Consider the following 20,293-nt stretch of genomic DNA (forward strand, 5'->3'; position numbering starts at 1 on the left):
CCGACGAGGGTGAGCAGGCGGGCGGTACCCGGGGGTCACCCCCGGGTGGCCTGTTCGGCGACGACCCGGTCGATCTCGGCCCGGAAATGCTCGGAAATCCTGATGACATGCGGTTCGCGCAGCAGGTAGAAATGCTCACACGGGACGTAGTAGGTCTCGTGGCTGCCGGTCAGGTAGGTTGACCAGGCATTTTCCGGGTCCGGGTTCTCGGCTGAGCGGTAGACGAGCGTGCGACCCGCCCAGGGGCCCGGGCGGTAGAAACGTTCCAGCAGCCGGCCGTGGTTGAAGAACACATCAAACTGTTCCGTTCCGCCGAACTGCACCACCCCGGTCAGCGGTATCTGCACCATCTTCTTCAACGTGGCCATGTTCGCGAGATTGGTCCGCTGCTCGGGCAGCAGTCGCTGGGTGAACCGGGCCAGCCGACGGCGGTAGGAGCTGGCATGGGCCTGTGCGTCCGCACTCGTCGGCCCGTCACTGATGGCGCTGGGAGTACCGGTGGCGCTGGGAGTACCGGTGGTGCTGCTGGCGGCGGCCAGGCGCAGCGGACCGTCGGGTGTGTCGCCCGGCTCGATGCGCAGCGAGGACGGGAGATAGGTGTCCATGATGGACAGGAATCCGACCTCCTCGCCGGCCGCGGTGAGCTGCTGGGCGATCTCCAGCGCGATCAGGCCGCCCAGCGAGTGCCCGGCAAGCAGATACGGGCCGCGTGGCGCCAGCAGCCGGATCACCTCAAGGTGGCGTCGCGCGGTCTTGGCGACGCTCCAGTCCGGGAGGCCGCGCCGTTCCAGCCCGTGCGCCTGGAAGGCGTAGACCGGCTGGTCGTCGCCGAGCCGGCGGGCCAGCGAGTGAAAGCCGAGCGCCAGGGCACCGGCGCCGGCGAAGCAGAACAGCGGGGGGCGTGAGCCGACGGTCCGCAGCGGCACGACGGTGGGATGACGCGGCCCGGACTGCTGGGCCAGCGACAGCGCGTGCGCGAAGGCACCGAGGGTTGGCGAGTCGACCAGGGTGGACGACGACATGGACACCCCGAGCCGCTCCTGCACGAGCGTGAGCAGCTCGTTGGCGGCAAGCGAGTCGCCGCCAAGCTCCATGAAGTCGTCGCCGATGCCGACCTCCTCGAGGTCGAGCACCCGCGTCCAGATGTCGGCGACGACGATCTCCCACTGCGTCCGGGGACGCTTGAACACCGCCGCCGGCTGGGGCGGTGGGGGCAGGGCGCCGCGGTCGACCTTGCCACGTTCGTTGCGGGGCAGCTCGGCGATCGGCACGATCGTCGCCGGCACCATCCAGACCGGCAGACGTTCGCGCAGCGCCCGGCGGACCCGGGCGGGGGAAAGCGTGTTGCCGTGCACCGCGGGCACGACATAGGCGACCAGGCGGTTCGGCCCGTCGGGGCTGCTCACCGCGGTGACGACGGCCTCGGCGATCTCGGGGGAGCGCAGCAGCGCGGCCTCCACCTCGCTCGGCTCGACCAGATAGCCGCGGATCTTCACGGCGGCGTCGCGTCGACCCAGCAGCACCAGCGTGCCGTCCGGCTCCCACCGCCCGAGGTCGCCGGTGCGACAGGTGGCGCGCCCATCGGGCAGCGGGGTGAACTTCTCGGCGGTCAACGCCGGGTTCTGCCAGTAGCCGGCGGACAGGTACGCCGAGGTCACCTCGACCTCGCCGACCTCGCCCAGCGGGGCGAGCGAGCCGTCCTCACGGCGCAGGACGACCTCCTTGCCGGGAGCGGGCCGCCCACCGGGGATCGTCCCGGTCGGCAGCACCGCCGTGGCCGGGATCTCGTGGAAGCCCAGCGAGGCGATCTCCGAGGCGCCCGTCCAGTTCACATAGGTGCAGGCCGCGGGCAGATGCGTGCGCAGCGCGGCGATGTCCCGCCCGTACGAGGCCTCCCCGCAGGTGATCACGATGCGCAGGTCGGGCAGCGGCTCGTCCACCTCGAGGGTGCCCAGCAACGCCCGCAACAGCGACGGGGTCGTCGCCAACGCGCTCAGCTGCTGGGTGACCAGCCAGTCGGCCAGACCGCGCACACCCGCCGACCGCGGATCGTAGGCGTACAGACCGCCCCCGTTGAGCAGCCCGAACACCACCACGGTGACGCCGGCCGCGAACGAGTACGGCAGCACCAGCGCCACCCGGTCGCCCGGGGCGAACCCCAGCCGCGTGGCGCCGGCGCAGGCCTCGCTCAGGAAGGTCCCATGTGTCCAGACGACGCCCTTGGGCGCCCCGGTGGAGCCGGAGGTGAACACGATGCAGGCCGGCTCGTCGAGGCGGGGTTCGGGCCACCAGACCGCGTCCGAACCGTTCGCGGTGATCCATTCCGAGCCGTCGCTGGCCGCGGCGGCCACGTCCAGGATCAGCTGGGGACCGGCCCCGCCGAGCAGGTCGAGCAGCGGTCCCGCGTTGACGCGGGTGGCCGCCGGCGCCTCGGACCAGCCGGTGTCGAGCGGGGGCAGGCCCACCGTCGAGCGTTCCACGGTGCTGTCGGCGAGGTCGGTGAGCAGGACGGCGCAGCCGGCCTGACGCACGATCTGGGCCATCCGCTCCGGCGGGACCATCGGGTCGAGCGGGACGACGGCCCGCCCGGTCTTCATCGCCGCGAGCAGGCCGAGCAGCCCGGTCACACCATGCGGGAGCAGGGTGGCGACCGGACCGACCTCGCTCGCGTCGAGTCGACCGAGGATGGCGACCGCGATGTCATCGGTGCGCCGGTCGACCTCGGCGAACGTCATCGACACACCCGGCGAGACCAGCGCGGGTGTGTCGGGTAGCCGAGCGGCGACCTCGCGGAACCGGCTGACCACCGAGTCGGGCAGCATGTCGAGGTCCAACCTCGGGAGGAAAGCGCTCCCGAGCTGGGCGACCGCCAGGGCCGCGCGCCGATCACCTTCGTTCACTGCCGCTCCCTCGTCCTGTGCCGCCCGCGACATCCGCGTCGCCAGCCTGCCGCGCACTGCCCGCCGGTTCCTGCCACCACCGGCGGCCCACCCACACCGACCCGGCGGATGCCCACCACCACGCCGCCCTCATCGACTGATCCACTTTCGCCGACTGATTCAACCTCGCCGGGTGAACCGGCTGCACCGAATGATTCAACCTCGCCGGCTGGACGATCTCATCAGCTGGTGCGTGTTTCGAGCGGTGCGGCCGGGCACTGTCGGCAGCCGCCGCTGATCCAGGCGGCACGGGGTCGTCCCGGCGGGTCGTCCCGGCGGCGTGCCCGGAGCGTCATTCGGGACGTCGCATCCGTCCGGCGGCTGTGTGCTGCCTGGGTGACGGCTGTGAGACGGCCAGGGGTGAGACGGTTTCGAAACCGTGCCGAGCGCGCCACGGAAACCTGTGCCGTACCCGGACGATCCGCTCCACGGGCCCGAACAGCCCACCTTGACGATCCCTCCTCCAGCTGGCGTCGATCGTTATATCACGGTCCTATGACATAGCTATCCAGGCCCTCCTTGTCCCTGACGGAAGGGTTGGTTTGTTGTCGCTTTAGCGACATGAATCTCGATCCGACGGCACGACATTGGTCAGCGCGTCGGTAATGCGGCCGGCGGACCCGCTGGTCGCTCGGCGCCGGGAGGAGATCCACCGGCGTCGCGGCGGGCGTCCCGGCGGATCCGCGTTGGCCGTCCCGAGGGTGTCGCGGCTCGCGATGACCGTGGAGTCGGCTGGTGCGCGGCGCGGCGCGGCGCGGCGGGGTGGGGCGGGGTCGGTGCGGCCGGTCGGTGGGCCCGGGTTGGAGGGCGTGGGTTGGAGGGAGTGGCCGGGTCGGGTCGGGGCGGCGCCTGCCGGCTTGGACGGTGCGGACTGGAGGCCCTCTTCCGGGTGTGCGCCGCGGTGCGGGCATGTCCGCGTCGGGATGGCCCGCAATCCCAGCGCAGCAGCGGTGGGAAGAGCTGTTCGCCCCCGGTCGGCCCCTCGTTCGGGGGCCCCGGTGCGGCGGCACTCACTCGCGTCCGAGAGCCGCGACGGCAAACGATGGCGCCCGGCGCGCTGATGCCGAGCGGCGACTGGTCGGCAGCGACTGGTCGGCGGCTGGTGGTCGGCGGGTTCGCGCGTGGGGGCGGCGAGGCGTGGGCCCGAGGGGAATCCGTGGCGACGGCACGATAGTTGTGATGGTTTTGGGGGGTATTGGACTGTTTCATGGCGAGTCATGGCCGGGTCGCGGCCTTGCGGGGCATCACGATCACGACGGATGAGTCCAGGACTTCTGAGCCCCCTTGTCGACGTAATGTTGAGTCATCTAGACTCATGAACTGTGAGGGAGGGATGAGCGCGGAGGTGTGGTCATGGTGAGGCGATCAGCGGAGAGCTGGCCGACGAAGAGCTGGTCAACGGCGAGTCGATCAACGAAGGGGAGTCCTGTGAGCACCTACCTGTGGGATCCGTTTGCCGCGCTCGGTCGGATGGACCGGGAGTTCGAGGAGATCGTCCGGCGGGCGTGGGGCACCCGGCGTCCGGTGCCTGCCGGCCGAGCGGTGCCTGCCGGCCGAGCGGTGCCCGCCGAGGTGGCGGTCCCGTCCGCCGATGTCGTCGCCGACGGCGACGATGTGCTGATCAACCTCGAGCTGCCGGGTATCGACGTGGAGCGCGACGTCGTCGTGGAGATCGACCGTGGCCGTCTGGTCGTGCGCGGTCAGCGGGAGGGGCACCAGGAGCAGGAGCAGGAGCAGGAGCGGGATGGTCGGGTGCACCGGGAGCGGTGGTCCGGCAGCTTCCGCCGTGAGTTCCGTCTGCCCGAGCGGGTGGACGCGTCCCGGATCTCGGCCGGATACGAGCGTGGCGTGCTGACCGTCCGGCTCGCGGGCGCGGCGGTCGCACCGAGGACCACGCGGATCGCCGTCGCCGCGGCGACGGCGGCGCAGCGGCCCGGTGAGCCGGCGTTGGCCGTGGGCAGCGCCATGACCGGGCCGGATGCCGCGTCGGACGCGCCCACGGACGCCGCGGGCGCATGAGAAGCCGGTCGGGGTGCGTTCCGCCCGCGCACCCCGACACCCCCGCGCGCGTCGGCGCGCCCGTGGTCAGAGATGGCGCGGTGCGCCCATGATCAGAGGTGGTGCGGTGTGCCCGTGGCTGAGGCGGACGATGCGCGGGAGGAGGCACGACCCGACGACGTGCGTGCGGACGGCGGCGGCACCATGGGGCCGACGTCCCCGTCCGGGGCGTGATCCAGGTCGACGACGACCGGCGCGTGGTCGCTGGTGCCGGTGCCCTTGCGGGCGGCCCGGTCCACCCAGACGGCGCGGACCCGCTCGGCCACGTCCGGGGTCGCGAGGGTGAGGTCGATGCGTATGCCGTTGTTCTTCGGGAAGGCCAGCTGGCGGTAGTCCCAGTAGGTGTAGACGATGTCCTCGGGCCAGCGGGCGCGCAGCACGTCCACCAGGGGAACGCCGAGGATCTCCGCGAGCGCGGCACGTTCCGCCGGGGTGACATGGGTGGAGCCCTCGAACTGGGCGAGGTCCCAGACGTCCACGTCGGTGGGGGCGATGTTGAAGTCGCCCAGTGCCAGCAGCGGGCCGTGCGCGGCCTCGGCCGCGACCACGTCGCGCAGCACGCCGAGCCAGCTCAGCTTGTAGGCGTAGTGCGGATCGTCGACGGCGCGTCCGTTCGGGATGTACAGCGACCACACCCGGACCCCGTCGCAGGTCGCGGCGATCGCGCGCGGCTCGGGATCCGGGAAGCCCGGTCCGCCCGGCAGGCCGCGCACCACGTCGTCGAGGGTGCCGCGGGACAGGATCGCGACCCCGTTCCAGCGGCCGTCCCCATGGTGGGCGGCGCGGTAGCCGCGGCGGAACAGATCCTCGTCGAACAGTTCGAGGAAGGCCTCGTCCGACAGTTTGGTCTCCTGGAGACACACCACGTCCGGTTCGGCGCGATCCAGCCACTCGATCAGCCGGGCCTGCCGGGCCTTCGCCGAGTTGATGTTCCATGTAGCGATCCGCACAGGTGATGACGGTAGTCCCGCCCCACATGCGATGCTGCGCCGCATGGACAACCGGTCCGCCGAACGGCCATATGTCATCTGCAGCTGTGCGATGTCCGTGGACGGCCGGATCGATGACTGTTCCGACCAGCGGCTGATGCTGTCCGGGCCCGCCGACCTGGACCGTGTCGACGAGGTGCGCGCCGGCTGTGACGCGATCCTGGTGGGCGCGGGTACGGTCCGGCGCGACGATCCGCGGCTCGCGGTGCGATCCGAGGTCCGGCGTGCGACGCGGGTCGCCGCGGGGCTGGAGCCCACGCCACGCAAGGTGGTGCTGTGCGGATCCGGCACGCTCGACCCCGCTGCCAGGCTGTTCGATACCGATCCGGTGGACGTCCTCGTGTACACCTGCGGCGACCGCTCTGCCAGCGACCGCTCTGCCAGCGACCGCTCTGCCGGCGACCGGCCGGGGCGGCGAGGCGGGTCGCGCACGGTGATGGTGGAACTGCCGGCCCTGGCGGGGCGCGCGGGGCTGATCGACGTCGCGACAGTGCTGGATGATCTTGCGCGGCGGGGGGTGCGGCGGCTGCTGGTCGAGGGGGGCACCTCGGTGCACACCGCGTTCCTCACCGCCGGGCTGGTCGACGAGCTCCACCTCGTGGTCGCCCCGTTGTTCGTCGGCGAGGCGGACGCCCCCGCCTTCGTGGGGCCAGGGCGGTTTCCGCGTGACGCCCGCGCCCGGATGCGGCTCGCCGAGGTGCGCCAACTCGACGACGTGGTGCTCGCCCGCTACCTGATCCATCCCGCGACGACCCGCTGATCCGTCCCGGTTTCACCAGCACGGGCGCGGGCATCGGTCCACCGGATCATCCGATCCAGTGGACCGCGAGGGAGTGATCACTGTGTCGGTGCAGGCGGCCGGGGTGTCCGGCGAGGTCAAGGGCAAGGCGAAGGACGCCCGACACTCACGGACGCTCGACCTCGCCGCGCGGGTCGGACTCGCCGGACGCGGGCTGGTCTACCTGCTCATCGGCGTGCTCGCCCTCCAGGTCGCCTTCGGGCTCAGCCGCGCCCGCGCCGACCGCTCCGGCGCGCTCGGCGAGATCCGCGACAAACCGTTCGGCTCGGTGGTGCTGGTCATCCTGGTCCTGGGCTTCCTCGGCTACGCGATCTGGCGGCTGCTGGACGGCGCCGTCGGTCAGCAGGGCGAACGCGACGCGAAGAAGCGGACCGCCAAACGGCTGGTCAGCGTGGCCCGCGGCGTCATCTACCTGGTCATCGCCGGCAGTACCGTCCACTTCCTGCTCTCCGGGGGCGGCGGGTCCGGCGACCCGGCGCCGTGGACGGCGCGGCTCATGCGCAACGACGCCGGACGGTTCCTGGTCGGCGCGGTCGGTGTCGTCGTCGTCATCGTCGGCATCGGCATGATCATCCGAGGTGTCGGGCGCACGTTCGAGGAGAAGCTCAGGACCGGCGAGATGGGTCGGATCGCGCACCGGATCGCCAAGCCCGCCGGCATGGTCGGCTACGTGGTGCGTGGCGTGGTCATCGGGCTGGCCGGAGTGTTCGTCACCCGGGCCGCGGTCGAGTTCGACCCGAAGGAGGCCAAGGGGCTCGACGGGACTCTCAGGACACTCGGTGACCAGGCCTACGGGCAGGTGCTGCTGACCCTGTGCGCACTGGGACTCGTCCTGTTCGGCATCTACTCTTTCTTCGAGGCTCGCTACCGCAGGCTCTGAGCGGACCGCGACTGTCCGGAGTCGGTCGACTTTCGGACATGTCCTGCAAGGGGCCGGGAACCGGGCCCTCGGCCAGGCACACTATGGTGCGTCTGGCGATCGAGGGAGACAAGTTCGTGGCTGGGACGACCCCGCTCAGAGTCAACACCCCGGCCGGGGAGGTGACTCTCGCCGGCGACGCTTCTGTCGTTGTCGGCCGGGCCCGCGCGGCCGACATCACGATCAATGATGGGCGAGTGTCACGCCGGCACTTCGTGCTCCATCCCTCGCCGGTCGGTTGGCGGGTCGAGGATGTGAGCGCCAACGGCCTGTGGCGCGACGGGCGCCGCGTCGGCGACGTGGAGATCCCGGGTGAGGTGCGGCTGCGCCTGGGCGCGGCCGACGGCCCCGAGGTCGTCCTGACACCGGTGCGTGCGAACGTCCCCCCGACGGCGCCGACTCGCGGGATGGGCGGCGCGGGCACACCGGGCGGCACGGGTGAGGCGGCCGTGGGGTCGCTGGCGACCCAGGTGCCGCCGACGCCGGCCACGGCGGTCGGTGCCCCGCCCGGTGCGGCGGGGGCGGGTGGGTCCGCGGGTGCTGGCGCCGGTTCGCCGTCCGGCGTGGGCCCGGGTGCGCAGCCGAGTCCGCCGTCGGGGAGCTGGCCGGTCGACCCTGCGACCACTCAGAGCGCGGTCGTGCATGCCCGTCGGCGGGTGCATCCCCTCAAGCCGGGCCGGATGCGGATGGGGCGCTCCCGCGACAACGAGATCATGGTCGCTGACCTGCTGTCGTCACGCCACCACGCCGAACTGCGGATCTCGCTCGGCGGTGTGGAGGTCGTCGACCTCGACTCGGCGAACGGGACGTTCGTCAACGGTCTGCGGGTCGGTCGCGCACCGGTGCTGCAACGCGACGTGCTCGCGGTCGGCCACCACCTGTTCCAGCTCGAGGGCGACACCCTCGTCGAGTACGTCGACTCCGGTGACGTCGCCTTCGAGGTGCAGGACCTGTCGGTGTTCGCCGGCGCCAAGCAGCTCATGCACGACCTGACCTTCCGGCTGCCCGGCCGTTCGCTGCTCGGGGTCGTCGGGCCGAGCGGGGCGGGCAAGTCGACCCTGCTCAACGCCCTCACCGGTTTCCGCCCCGCCGACCGCGGTGCCGTCCGCTACGCCGGACGTGACCTCTACGCCGAGTACGACGAGCTGCGCCGCCGCATCGGCTACGTCCCGCAGGCAGACCCCCTGCACGACCAGCTCACCGTGCGCGAGGCGCTGCTCTACGGCTCGGAGCTGCGCTTCCCCAAGGACACCACCGCGCAGGAACGGCGCGACCGGGTCGAGGAGGTGATCGGCCAGCTCGGCCTGACCGCCCACGCCGACACCCAGGTCAGCCGGCTCTCGGGCGGTCAGAAGAAGCGCACCAGCGTCGCGTTGGAGCTGCTCACCCGCCCGTCCCTGCTGTTCCTGGACGAGCCCACCTCCGGGCTCGACCCGGCCAACGACCAGTCGGTCATGGAGACCCTGCGGGGGCTGGCCAAGGGCGGCGGTGAGGGCTCGGCCGACGAGACCGGCCGCACCGTCATCGTCGTCACCCACAGCGTGCTTTTCCTGGACCTGTGTGACTTCATTCTGGTGCTGGCACCCGGCGGTCACGTCGCCTATTTCGGCCCGGCCGACGGGGCGCTGCGGTTCTTCGGCAAGAAGGACTTCCGTGAGTTCGCCGCGGTCTTCCGCGAGCTCGAGGCGACCCCCGGTGCCGAGATGGCCCGCCGGTTCCGCGACTCGGAGTTCTTCGTGCCCTCGGCAGTGGTGGCGCCCGCCGTGCGCCGGGCCCCACCGGAACTGCCGAGCATCCGCCAACAGCCGGTGTTCTCACAGCTGTACACCCTGACCCGGCGATACTGGCGGGTCGTGCTCGCCGACCGCTCCTATCTACGACTGATCATCGCTTATCCGTTCATCCTCGGCATCGTTCCACGGGTGCTCAAGGCACCGGACGGGCTGGGCCCGCTGCCCCAGGCACCCAACACCGACGCGACGAAGGTACTCGTCGTCCTGGTGCTGTGTGCCTGCTTCATGGGGATGGCGAACGCCGTCCGGGAAATCGTCAAGGAAAGACCGATCTACCGTCGGGAACGCACGATCGGTCTGTCCCGGACCGCCTACCTCGGCTCAAAGATCATTCTGTTGACGGCGATCACCACCGCGCAGTGTGTCGTGTTCACCCTGATCGCGGTCACCGGTCGAACCCCACCGGAGGCCGTCGCCCTCGGCTCGCCGCTGCTGGAATGCCTGGTCGCGGTCATCGTCGCGGCGCTGGCCTCGATGATGATCGGCCTGTTCGTGTCCAGTCTGATCGACAACGCCGACAAGGCGATGCCGATCCTGGTTCTGGTCACCATGGGTCAGCTGGTCTTCTCCGGTGGTCTGACGTCGATGAGCAACCGGCTCGTCTTCGAGCAGCTCAGCTTCCTCGCCCCCGCCCGCTGGGGTTTCGCGGCCCTGGCCAGCACCGACGACCTCAACGCCGTCGCCAAGCTGGGCAATCCCGCCCTGCGCAGCGACCCACCCGACGAGCTGTGGAAGCACACCACCGCGACCTGGGCCGCCGACGTCGTGCTCGGCATCATGATCGGCGTGGTGGCCCTCGCCCTGACCACCCTCATGCTGCGGCGTATCGAACCCAAGGTCACCCGGATCGCCCCCGCCCCGGTGCCCACCGGTGGCGCGGGTTCGGGTTCGGGTTCGGCGGGCAGCGGTGGCGCACACCAGCCTCAACCGCCCGCCGGACGCCTCACCCGCCGCTGACACCCGCGTCTGCCTCGGGCGAGGCGGCGCGGACGCCCGAGGTGCGGGCAGGCCCGGCGAGGAGATCGCCGATCTCCTCGCACCAGTGGGCGAGCCCACACAGCTGGTAGGTGATCGGGCCGCGGGTCAGGGCGGGGCGGTTGTGCTCGAAGAGCACATGGCCGGCGACCTGTAACGACCAGCCCGCGGCGAACAGGGGTATCCCGATCCGCGGCCGGGCCAGGACAAGGGGCAACGAGCACGCGACCGTCGGAATGCCGACCAGATGGGTCAGTCTGACGCCACGGCTGCGGTGTTCCGCGCGGTAGAACGCCAGCTTCGCCGCGAAAGGCGCGTCCTTCGTCGGCGCCGCGGCCGGATCATGCCTCTGGTCGGCAGCGTTCAGGTCAGGTACCCGCCGCGTGGGTTGCGTACCGCTCATGGAAGTGTCCTTTCCCGGTGCAGGTCAGTGTGATCCGCGCCGGCCGGCCGACAGCATGGGCCGCACCCGGAACATCCCGATTGCCAGGTATCTGTGGGCACGATAGGACCAGTGCGTGGACGGGGTGGGCACCACGGAACCGGATGAACACGGCGAATCGGGTGAACCGGTGCGGACGAGCGGGTCGGTGCGGCCGGGGGAGGGCGGCGGTGGCGCCTCGCGGCGACTGCTCGGGGTGCTGGCGGGATCGACCCTGTTGCAGTGGCTCGGCGGTTTCGCCATCGCTCCGATTCTGCCGTTGTATCTGGCCGATCACGATGTCTCCGTCGCCGGTGTCGGCGTCGTGATGTCGGCGTTCTTTCTGGGGGCGCTGCTGTCGCAGTATGTGGCTGGCTGGCTGGCCGGACTCCACGGCCACCGGCCGGTGCTGCTGGCGGGACTGGCCACCTACGCGGCCGGCTGCGCGGGGCTGTTCGTGACCGAGGGGGTGCTTGCGTCCTCGGCGCTGCGGGTGCTGCAGGGTGCCGGGGCCGGTGCGTTCGAGGTCGCCACGCTGACCGCGGTCGCGGTGACGGTCGCGCCGTCGGCCCGGGGGCGGGCGTTCAGCGCCGTGTACACCGGCCAGTTGCTGGGTGTGACCCTTGGTCCGGTCCTGGGGGGATTCGCCGGGGTCGAGCACATGCGGGAGCTGTTTCTCGCCGGGGGCGCGGCGGCGGTGCTGGCGTCGATACCGGTGCTGTGGATGCTGCCGTCCGCCGGCGGTTCGCGTGGAGTCGCGGGAACGGCGGCGTTGGCGAGCACGACAGGTGATCGAACCGGGCCGGTGCGGGCGTCGACCGAGGGTCTGGCCGCCGAGGGCCTGGCCGCCGAGGGCATGATCACGCCAGCGGCAGGGTCGGGACGCCCGGGACGTCCGGGACCTGGGCGGCCGGGGGTGACGTGGCTGCTGACGCCCGGGGTGGTCGGGCTGCTGCTGTGCGGGGCGAGCGGCGGGTTCGCGGCGGGGGTCTACGAGACCTGCTGGAGCCTGCTGATGCGGCGCGAGGGTGTGTCGGTGGAGCTCACGGGATTGACGTTCACCCTGTTCGGACTGCCGTACCTGCTGTTCGCCTGGCCGGCTGGGCAGCTGGCCGACCGGCTGGACCGGCGGGCGCTGATCGTGGTCGCGGCCCTGCTGCGCTCGGTCGCGCTGGTCAGTTACCCGATGCTGCACTCGCTGTCGATCATCATCGTCGTCGGCTGTCTGGAGGCCGTAGTCCTCGCCGTGATCAATCCGGCCGAGCAGTCGCTGCTGGCCCAGGAGGGGGCGGCCAGCGGAGCGACCGGTCGGGCCCAGGGCCTGTTCGCGACGGTGCGCACGGCGACGACCGTACTGGCGGCGCTGGTCTCGGGTGCGATCTTCGCCGTCGACCACCGGCTGCCGTTCGTGCTGGCGGGTCTGCTGGTCGTGGTCGTGTCGCTGTCGCTGCCGGTGCTGTGGCGTGATCTGGTCGGCTCGGCGCGGCCCGCGCAGGCCGCCGACTGCTCATGACCTGTCGTGCAGGGCACGGGCGAGCAGCGCCACGGCGGTCGGGATGTCCTGCGCCGGGATGCCGGCATAGGACAGCCGCAGGTGGGCGGTCTCCTGCTCGCCGATGGTGTAGTACCGGCCGGGGCCGACCACGACGCCGAGCCGGGCCGCCGCGGCCACGGTCGCGCCCTCGTCCACACCGCGGGGCAGGCCGACGAACATGCTGATGCCGCCGAGCGGTGGGGTGGCCGCGCAGTCGGGCAGTTCGTGGGCGACCGCCGCGACCAGGGCCGACGCCCGCTCACGCAGGGCGGTGCCCACGGCCCGCAGCTGCGCGGCCCAGCCGGGGCCGCTGACCAGTTCGATCACGGTGTGCTGGAGGGGACGGGAGACGAAGAAGTCGTCGACGATGCGCATCGCGCCGATCCGGTTCATCACCGGGCCGCGGGCGATCACAGCACTCACCCGCAGGCTCGGTGCGAGGATCTTGGTCAGGGAGACGATGGTGATGACCTGGCCGCGGTCGTCGTCGACGAACAGCGGCGGCGGCGTCTGCTCGCCGGCGAAGCCCAGCCAGCGGGCGTAGTCGTCCTCGATGACGAAGGCGCCGGCGACCCGGCAGATGTCGAGGATCTCGCCGCGCCGGTGCGCGGCCAGCACGCTGCCGCCCGGGTTCGCGTAGGTGGGTTGGATGACCAGCAGCCGGGCGGACGTGCGGGCGAAGGCGTCGCGCAACAGGTCCGGGCGGAGGCCGTCGTGGTCGCAGGGCACCGAGATCGGGGTGAGGCCGGCGCTGCGGGCCACCGCGAGCGCACCGGGATAGGTCGGCGTCGCGAACAGCACCGGGTGGCCGGCGGGCAGGATCGCCCGCATCGTCGCCGACAGCGCGCTCTGACTGCCCGAGGTGATCAGGACGTGCTCGGGGTCGGCGCCCAGCTGACGGCCGAACCAGCTGCGAAGTTCGGGGAGTCCGGCCGCGGGAGGGCTGGCCCAGGCGTCCGGGCGGCGGGCGGCGCGACCCAGGGCGGTGGCCAACCGGGCATCGGCGCGCAGGCCCGCGTCCAGATAGCCGGCGCCGAGCTGGAGACCGGGCGCGTTGGCGAGATGGACCACCTGGTCGAGGCCGGAGGGATGCACGGGGCTTGGTCCGAGCGCGACCTGCTGCCAGTCGGTGTCGCCAGTCCGGGTGGTACGCCGGGACGCGATGAACGTGCCGGAGCCCGGCCGGGTGACCAGGCGCCCCTCGGCGACCAGCCGGCCGAGCGCCCGTTGGACCGTCACCGGGCCGACCCCCAGCCTGGCCTGGAGCGCGCGCGTGCTGGGCAGCCGTTGTCCGACGGTGCCGGCATCGACGAGCCGATGAAGCTCTGTCACCACCCGGTCGATACTGCTATCGTTGGACATGAGATATAAGAATAGCGCTATCGCCAGGGGTGGCGCGCCGCTTCGCGGAGCCGCCGGTGTCGGCCGTCCCGGCTCGGTGCTCGTGTCACCGGGATCGACGGGCGGCGTGCGGGCGGCGGTGCGCCATGGCTGAGTGCGCGCTGCTGGTCGGATTCGCGCTGCTGGTCGGCGTCGCCGCGGTGTTCGGCCCGGACACCCGGGATACGCGCTACTACCTGGTCGCGTCGATGTGGCGCCGGGATAGCGCCCAAGCGGTACCACGGGAATGCGACACCGGGGGTAGTCCGGCGCGGACAGTGTCATCCGGATGTGCCCGGACAGGAGCCGACACCGGCGTCCCAACGGCTGCCGCCACGGCGGACACACCACTTTTCTGACAGTGAATTCACAGGTCAAGGCCCAATCCCCGGGTGGTAAGGGCATGCGGTGAAACCGGTGCTCGGGCGGGACGCGGTGCGGCAAACCCGGTGACAGCCGGCGACGGGCTGGCGCTAGGGTGAGCCGTCCGGAGTTCGCCGCCGTGGGGGATGGGTATGGAGATCGTCTTTTTGTGCGAGCAGTATCCCCCGATCATCTGGGACGGGGCGGGTGTCTACACCCACGACATCGCGCACGCCCTGGTCGCACTCGGTCATCGGGTGCACATCGTGGCCGCGCAGGGGCGCCGGCGCACGGACGAGGACCACGACGGGGTGCTCGTCCATCGGCGACCGCTTCTGCGTCTACCGGTCAGCCGCTATCTCGGCAAGGTCGGTCGTTCGATGCAGGGCGCGGACCATCCGCGGGACTCACTCGCCCTGCGGTTCATCCTCGCCGTGTCCTACGCGTTCTGGCTGCGCCGGCTGAACCTGCACCCGGACGTCATCGAGACCCAGGACGGCGAGACCCGTGGCCTGCGCACCGCGCTGCGCCGGGACGTCCCGCTGGTGATCCACCTGCACACCCCGACGATGATGGACGTCCGGCTGCGGCAGGGTAAGTTGCACGGCCGCGGTGCCCTGGCGGACCGGATCGACCGGTTCTCCGCCGTACGCGCCGACGTGCGGACCGCACCGTCCGAGCTGATCGTCACGACGTTGCGCGACTTCGGCTGGCTGAAGGAGAAGCAGGACGCCGACGTCATCCCCTACCCGTTCGATCGCACCCCGTACACCGGGGTGGTCCCGCCCGGGCAGACCGACCCGGTGCTGTTCGTCGTCGGCCGGCTGGAATGGCGCAAGGGTCTCGACGTGCTGCTGTCGGCGGCCGCGCTGCTCAAGGAGCGGGGGGTGGCGGCCACGGTGGTGCTCGCCGGCCAGTCCTCGGGCGTCATCGACGGTGTGCCGACGGGTGAGTGGCTCCAGCGGCGGGCCACCGAGCTGGGCGTGGCATGCAGGTTCGCGGGGCATCTGAGCCGACCCGAACTCGTCAAGGCGTACGAGGAGGCGCGGGTCGTGGTCGTCCCGAGCCGGTTCGAGAGCTTCTCCATCGCCGGCCTGGAGGGCATGGCCTCGGGACGTCCCGTCGTCGCGACCGCCACGACGGGTGTCGCGACCTGGGTGGCGAAGTGGAAGGGCGGCACGGTCGTGCCGCCGGAGGACCCGCGGGCACTCGCGGACGCGCTCGAGCCGTTCCTGCGCGACCCCGAACTCGCCGTCACCGTCGGCGCGCGGGGCCGGGCCGGCACCGCCGAACTGGAACCGCGGCGCATCGCGGCGGTGCGCCTGACGGCCTACCAGAAGGCGATCGACCGGCATGCGGCCCGACGCCGGCTGCGCCGTCCGCGTCCGGCACAGGCCTGAACCGGCGTGCGCATCCTCGAACCGCGGCCACGAAACTCCGATCGGCGGGGCCAGCGATGACCGGTCTGGCCGGGATCGAACTCGAACATCCGGTGCTGAACGCGGCGGGAACCTGCAAGTCGCCGCGGGACGTGGAAGTGTTCGCCCGCAGCGCGGTGGCGGCCATCGTGGTCGGATCGATCACGGTGGCACCGCGGGCCGGTAACACCGGCACCGTCTACTGGCCGGGCGGGACCTTCTCCGTCAACGCCCTCGGTCTGCCCAACCGCGGGCTCGACGAGTACGCCGAGCAGCTGCCGCGGATGGTCGAGATCGCCCACGAGGCCGGCAAGCCGCTGATCGTCAGCATCGCCGGCTTCGACGTCGCCGAGTACCGGCAGATGGCCGAGGTCGTCGGCGCGGCCGGAGTCGACCTGATCGAGGTGAACCTCGCCTGCCCCAACGTCTGGGACGGCGGGGCGCAGAAGCGCATCGCCTGCTTCGACCCACGCCAGACCGCGGCGGTCTGCGCCCAGGTCGGCGCCGCCCTGGACGCGCTGGCCGCCGCGGGTGGGGGCCGCAGGGTGCCGTACGGGGTGAAGATCTCGCCGTTCTCCGATCCCGCCGCCCTGGCCGAACTCGCCGATGTGCTCGGCCGGGCCGCCACGTCCGGGTCCGGGGCTGGGGCCGGTCCCGGCGGGCCCGCCTTCGTCACCGCGGTGAACACCTTCCCGAACGCGCTCGTGGTCGACGCGGCGGGACGTCCCGTCCTCGACGTCGAACTCGCCGGACTCAGCGGCCCGGCGCTCAAGCCCATCGGCCTGGGTCAGGTGCGTCAGCTGCGCCGGCTCCTGCCCGACACGGTGGCGCTCGTCGGCGCCGGCGGGATCACCAACGGGCACGACGTCGTCGACTACCAGCGGGCGGGCGCGGTCGTGGTGCAGGCGGCGACGGCGTTCTGGAACCGGGGCGAGGACCCCACGGTGTTCGGCGAGATCCTCTCCGGCTGGATCGACGAGGCGGACCCTGACCAGCTCGCCGCCGCGGACCCCGCCTAGCCCGCCTGGCCCGCCGCCGCGGACCCCGTCTGGCTCGCCGTCGGCGGCGGGAAGGTCAGCCGCAGGGTGAAGGCGGTCGGGGTCGGGCCGTGCGCGCGCAGATGGCGCACCCGGTCCTCGGCCTCCGCCGGGTCCGGCCGGTGCCCGGCGGGCACCCACCACAGGGCGTTGGTCGACCGGTGGGTCGGATGGAACCAGTCGCGGCGCCGCCGCAGAAAGGCGCCCTCGCCGTTGCGCAGGACGGCGGCGCACAGCGCGTCGACCGACTCCCACACCGCGAGGTTGACGATGGCCGCGAGCTGCTCCGCGGAACCCAGCCGAAACGTGTGCGGGGCGGCCTGCGCCGCTCCCGTTTCCGTCCCCGCTCCCAGCGACCAGAGGTAGCCGGGCTGACCGGTGACGGGCTCGGCCGGTGCCGACAGACCAGCCGCCAGCGCACCGGCGGACAGCGGCGCGAGCGGTTCGCGCACGCGGGCGATGTTCACCTGGGCGAGATGAAATCCCGTCATGACAAGAGCCTAGGGACGTCGCCCCGCGTGCGCCAGTAACGCCGCCCCGTCAACCACCGATCGCCGCCTCGCCGGCAGACGATCGCGCCGTCAGCCGTGAATGGAGATCGGCGTGCCGACCGGGATCAGGCGGGCGAGCGCCTCGATGTCGCTGTTGCGCAGTCGGATACATCCCATGCTCACATCGGTGCCGACCAGCTCGGGGTGGTTCGTGCCGTGCAGTCCGATGATGCCGCCGCCGCCGTTGAAGGTGGTGATCACGTCCGAGAAGCCGGAGAGCCCGAAGGCGTAGGGACCCCATGGCCCGTTCGGGTCCCCCGGTCGCAGCAGTTCGGTCAGGTAGAACGCGCCGGACGGGGTCGGCGTGCTCCCGGTGCCGATGCCGACCGGCAGCCGGACGACCACCTGGCCCTCGCGGGTGACGGTCAGCCGGTGCGCCGTGCGATCGACCACCAGCGCGTAGGGCGTCGTCGTCACCCGCACGTCACCGATCCGCACCCATCCCTGGGACCCGTTCGGCCGCACCGGCAGCATCACCCGCAGCCATCCGTCGTCGCGCCGCTGCCGGACGGCGAACACCAGCGGGGCACCCTCCTGGTTCGGATTCGTGAGCTGCCCGCCGACGGCATCCCGCTCGGGCGCCGTGTACCAGGTGATGCTCGGACCGGTGGCATGCGCGACCAGACGCGCCGCGGTGTCGCTGCCCGCCGCCGAGGCGCCGGGTCGGGCCGGCGGCTGGGACGTCCCGGCCTGTGGGCTCGGTGTCGTCGTCGACCGATGCTCGACGCTCGACCCCGAGCACGCCGTCACCACCCCCATCACCGCCACCACCAGAGCCCGCCCCGCCAGCCCTACTCGCCCCGTCCGCGTGTCCCGCGCTTCCACGCGGCCGGTCGCGACCGGTCTCCGAGCAGGCATTCCCATCCCACGAGCCCCCTGTCGTCACGCTGATATTACTCTGCGTAACTAGACGGCGTCCATGGCTGGCGCGGCCAGGGGTCGACGGGTGCTCTAGCGGCGGCGAGCCAGCACGCGGTAGGCGTTGGATCTGGACCCACCGGTCAGGTACGGACGGGTGACACCGTCGAGCACGAGACCCGCGGCGAAGGCGGGCGCGAGCGCCGTCGCGAGCGCCGCCCGACGCAGCCGCAGCGCGGTCGACGCCTCGGCGCTGCCCCACGGGTTCGACGGCGAGGGTGCCCGCGTCTGCAGGAATCCGAACGGCACCGACAGCGGATCACCCGGCTGGTGCACCTCGCCGAAGATAGGCCCCGAGGTCTCGAAGCCACGCTCCTCCAGCGCCGCGACGAGGTTCGCCGCGGGTATCAGGTGCTGGTGCTGGGGGATCAGCCAGCCGGGCCACATCGAGCCGTACCAGCGGGCCGCGGGGCTGTGCGGATTGGGCACCTCGATCAGCAGATGGGCGCCGGGTGACAGGACCCGCGCCGCCGCGTCCAGCTCGGCCTGCGGCTCACGGGTGTGCTCCAGGTAGTGGAACATGCTCAGGATGTCGTACTGACCCTTGAGTCCGTCGGCGAGCTCGGGGAACTGACCGCGGTAGACCTCGTCGGCCCAGCCCCGTCGCCGCGCCTGCTCGACGCCGCCGCCCATGTCGAGCAGGTCGAACCGGGTGGACGGCCAGATGGACCGGGCCGAGTTGCAGAAGTGCCCGTGGCCGCCGCCGACGTCCAACCAGCGTCGGGGCGTCGGGATGGCCTGGCGGGCCCGTTCCAGGTACACCCGGTCGTCGAACCCGAACAGCTCCTCCAGGGCCGACGCGCCGAGGCCGTCGTAGAAGTCGCGGTAGTAGAAGTCCAGCCCGTCCAGGGACAGCCGCGGATTCTGGAAGATGTGTCCGCACGCGGTGCACCGGTCGTAGCGAAACGTCCCCGGCTTGCCCTGGGTGACGTCGCGGCCCCGCAGGTGCGCGACGAGATCGCCGGCGCCGCACCAGGGGCAGTACGCCTGCGCGGGCTCGAGAAAACGATCGAGACCAGCGGCGAGATCCGCCTGGTAGGCGACCCGACTACGCGCGACCTGGGCGGGATCCGGTCGCACCGACACCTCGAGCAGTTCCCGCCGCAGCCCACGGCCCTGCTCGCCTGGCCCGGCCGGCCCTGCCTGCCCCGTCTGCCCGGCCCGCGCGGACGCGGGGGACGCGGGCGGCCGGGTGGGCGTCTCGCCGGCGTGTCCGGGCCAGACGCGGGTGGCAGCCGCCCGGAGCTGGCCCAAGCCGTCCCGGCGCCGCCGTAGGGGACTACGGGCGAGATCCGCCCCGGTGACCCGCACCCGCCGGCCGCCGACCAGGGCGGGTTGCAGCCAGGAGGCGGTGAGCGCGGCGAGCGCCGCCGGGGGACACCCGCCGGCCGTCAGCAGGATCGCCGCGTCCCGCAGCGCCGGCAGCACCAGCTGCGCGGGCTCCCAGGCGTAGGCGGTCCGCTGGACCGTCCACCGGTGCGCGCCGCGGTCGTCGGCGACGCTGAGTCCCGGCAGGACGGCGAGGTCGGTGGTGATCGGCGCATGCCGCTTGCCCAGCTGCAGCAACGCCACCAGTTCCGCCGCCGTCAGCCCACCGATGTCCGCGGTCCCGACGGCCTGGACGGTCCTGTCGGCCGGGGTCATCCCGGTGGCGTGGGCCGGGTCGCTGGTGTCGGTCGGATCGGTGGTGTGGGTCGGGTCAGCGGCGGCGAGAAGGCCGGAGCGGACCAGGACGTCCCGGCGGACCAGCACGGCGGCCCCGGCGCTGCGTCCCCGGGCGATGCGCCGGGACGGGAAGCTCGCCGGATCGACCATCCGCGCGAGGTCGAGCAGCTGGTGGGGCGACAGCGTGGCGGGCACGAGGTCGAGGACGTCCAGGCCGCGACGTGTGGCGTACGCCTGCGCGGCCAGGCGCTGCGCGTCGGTGAGTCGCACGTCGGCGCCGGTCAGCAGCAGGTAGGGCGACGGGTCCGCGTCGATCCCGTGGACGTGGTCGGACGCGGCGGTCTCGAGGGTCTCGATGGTGTCGAGCGCCTGGACCCGGGCATGGAGTCGGGCGGTGTTCACCCCGATCCCGATCCCGATGGCCACCGGGAGCCAGCCCCGACGTTGTGATGGCATGTGGACCCTTTCCTGGCGACGGTCGCCGGGATGTGGTGCGCGGCGACGCCGAAGCTATCGGGCTGATGTGAGGCAGGA

At 72.1% G+C, this 20,293-nt stretch carries 14 protein-coding genes; 7 read left to right on the forward strand and 7 right to left on the reverse strand.

Translation table 11 applies throughout. The features are described from left to right. Positions 1-35: 35 nt before the first annotated feature. Positions 36-2,900, reverse strand: coding sequence for an alpha/beta fold hydrolase (locus MXD59_RS11260; RefSeq protein ID WP_248824631.1), 2,865 nt, complete (start codon positions 2,898-2,900; stop codon positions 36-38). Between the two features lie 1,467 nt (positions 2,901-4,367). Here MXD59_RS11260 and MXD59_RS11265 point away from each other — a divergent pair. Continuing rightward, positions 4,368-4,958: an Hsp20/alpha crystallin family protein gene (locus tag MXD59_RS11265; protein ID WP_248824632.1), complete on the forward strand. Its 591-nt coding sequence runs from the start codon at positions 4,368-4,370 to the stop codon at positions 4,956-4,958. Positions 4,959-5,050: 92 nt separating this feature from the next. Here MXD59_RS11265 and MXD59_RS11270 read toward each other — a convergent pair whose 3' ends face one another. Then, complete coding sequence (locus MXD59_RS11270; RefSeq protein ID WP_248824633.1) at positions 5,051-5,947, reverse strand: exodeoxyribonuclease III; 897 nt, start codon at positions 5,945-5,947, stop codon at positions 5,051-5,053. Between the two features lie 43 nt (positions 5,948-5,990). Between MXD59_RS11270 and MXD59_RS11275 the strand changes: the two genes are divergently transcribed. The 3 genes from MXD59_RS11275 (at position 5,991) to MXD59_RS11285 (ending at position 10,454) form a co-directional block, all read left to right on the forward strand. After that, positions 5,991-6,746, forward strand: coding sequence for a RibD family protein (locus MXD59_RS11275; RefSeq protein ID WP_248824634.1), 756 nt, complete (start codon positions 5,991-5,993; stop codon positions 6,744-6,746). A gap of 82 nt (positions 6,747-6,828) precedes the next feature. Continuing rightward, entirely contained in the window at positions 6,829-7,665 is an 837-nt protein-coding gene (locus tag MXD59_RS11280) for a DUF1206 domain-containing protein (RefSeq protein ID WP_248824635.1), read from the forward strand. An 83-nt stretch (positions 7,666-7,748) separates the two neighbouring features. Beyond that, entirely contained in the window at positions 7,749-10,454 is a 2,706-nt protein-coding gene (locus MXD59_RS11285) for an ATP-binding cassette domain-containing protein (RefSeq protein WP_248824636.1), read from the forward strand. Here the strand turns inward: MXD59_RS11285 and MXD59_RS11290 are convergent. Continuing rightward, a complete protein-coding gene (locus MXD59_RS11290) occupies positions 10,441-10,875 on the reverse strand; it encodes a DUF962 domain-containing protein (protein WP_248824637.1) in 435 nt (144 codons plus the stop codon). The two genes, MXD59_RS11285 and MXD59_RS11290, sit on opposite strands and share 14 nt — an antisense overlap. Positions 10,876-11,062: 187 nt before the next feature. Here MXD59_RS11290 and MXD59_RS11295 point away from each other — a divergent pair, with 187 nt between their 5' ends. After that, positions 11,063-12,406: an MFS transporter gene (locus MXD59_RS11295; RefSeq protein WP_248824638.1), complete on the forward strand. Its 1,344-nt coding sequence runs from the start codon at positions 11,063-11,065 to the stop codon at positions 12,404-12,406. Here MXD59_RS11295 and MXD59_RS11300 read toward each other — a convergent pair. Further along, on the reverse strand, positions 12,401-13,762 hold the full coding sequence (locus MXD59_RS11300) for an aminotransferase-like domain-containing protein (protein WP_248824639.1): 1,362 nt from the start codon (positions 13,760-13,762) through the stop codon (positions 12,401-12,403). The genes MXD59_RS11295 and MXD59_RS11300 overlap by 6 nt on opposite strands. Before the next feature lie 560 nt (positions 13,763-14,322). Here MXD59_RS11300 and MXD59_RS11305 point away from each other — a divergent pair. Both MXD59_RS11305 and MXD59_RS11310 read left to right on the forward strand, forming a co-directional pair. Continuing rightward, complete coding sequence (locus tag MXD59_RS11305) at positions 14,323-15,570, forward strand: glycosyltransferase family 4 protein (protein WP_248824640.1); 1,248 nt, start codon at positions 14,323-14,325, stop codon at positions 15,568-15,570. 56 nt (positions 15,571-15,626) lie between these two features. Continuing rightward, entirely contained in the window at positions 15,627-16,607 is a 981-nt protein-coding gene (locus MXD59_RS11310) for a beta/alpha barrel domain-containing protein (RefSeq protein WP_248824641.1), read from the forward strand. On the opposite strand, the gene MXD59_RS11315 is transcribed toward MXD59_RS11310, so the two are convergent. The 3 genes from MXD59_RS11315 to MXD59_RS11325 all read right to left on the reverse strand — a co-directional run bounded on the left by MXD59_RS11315 (position 16,604) and on the right by MXD59_RS11325 (position 20,215). Then, complete coding sequence (locus MXD59_RS11315; RefSeq protein WP_248824642.1) at positions 16,604-17,116, reverse strand: DUF3291 domain-containing protein; 513 nt, start codon at positions 17,114-17,116, stop codon at positions 16,604-16,606. The genes MXD59_RS11310 and MXD59_RS11315 overlap by 4 nt on opposite strands. Before the next feature lie 90 nt (positions 17,117-17,206). Further along, positions 17,207-17,935, reverse strand: coding sequence for a L,D-transpeptidase (locus MXD59_RS26940; protein WP_372512036.1), 729 nt, complete (start codon positions 17,933-17,935; stop codon positions 17,207-17,209). 192 nt (positions 17,936-18,127) lie between these two features. Next, positions 18,128-20,215: a class I SAM-dependent methyltransferase gene (locus MXD59_RS11325; protein ID WP_248824644.1), complete on the reverse strand. Its 2,088-nt coding sequence runs from the start codon at positions 20,213-20,215 to the stop codon at positions 18,128-18,130. Between the last annotated feature and the right edge of the window lie 78 nt (positions 20,216-20,293).

It is taken from the genome of Frankia umida (genome assembly GCF_023242945.1).
Taxonomy (GTDB): domain Bacteria; phylum Actinomycetota; class Actinomycetes; order Frankiales; family Frankiaceae; genus Frankia; species Frankia umida.

Excerpts from the sequence above, each read along its gene's own strand:
- MXD59_RS11285 (WP_248824636.1), top strand. The coding sequence starts at position 7,749 with ATGGTGCGTCTGGCGATCGAGGGAGACAAGTTCGTGGCTGGGACGACC.
- MXD59_RS11305 (WP_248824640.1), top strand. The coding sequence starts at position 14,323 with ATGGAGATCGTCTTTTTGTGCGAGCAGTATCCCCCGATCATCTGGGAC.
- MXD59_RS26940 (WP_372512036.1), bottom strand. The coding sequence starts at position 17,935 with ATGGGGGTGGTGACGGCGTGCTCGGGGTCGAGCGTCGAGCATCGGTCG.
- MXD59_RS11315 (WP_248824642.1), bottom strand. The coding sequence starts at position 17,116 with ATGACGGGATTTCATCTCGCCCAGGTGAACATCGCCCGCGTGCGCGAA.
- MXD59_RS11290 (WP_248824637.1), bottom strand. The coding sequence starts at position 10,875 with ATGAGCGGTACGCAACCCACGCGGCGGGTACCTGACCTGAACGCTGCC.
- MXD59_RS11325 (WP_248824644.1), bottom strand. The coding sequence starts at position 20,215 with ATGCCATCACAACGTCGGGGCTGGCTCCCGGTGGCCATCGGGATCGGG.
- MXD59_RS11310 (WP_248824641.1), top strand. The coding sequence starts at position 15,627 with ATGACCGGTCTGGCCGGGATCGAACTCGAACATCCGGTGCTGAACGCG.
- MXD59_RS11275 (WP_248824634.1), top strand. The coding sequence starts at position 5,991 with ATGGACAACCGGTCCGCCGAACGGCCATATGTCATCTGCAGCTGTGCG.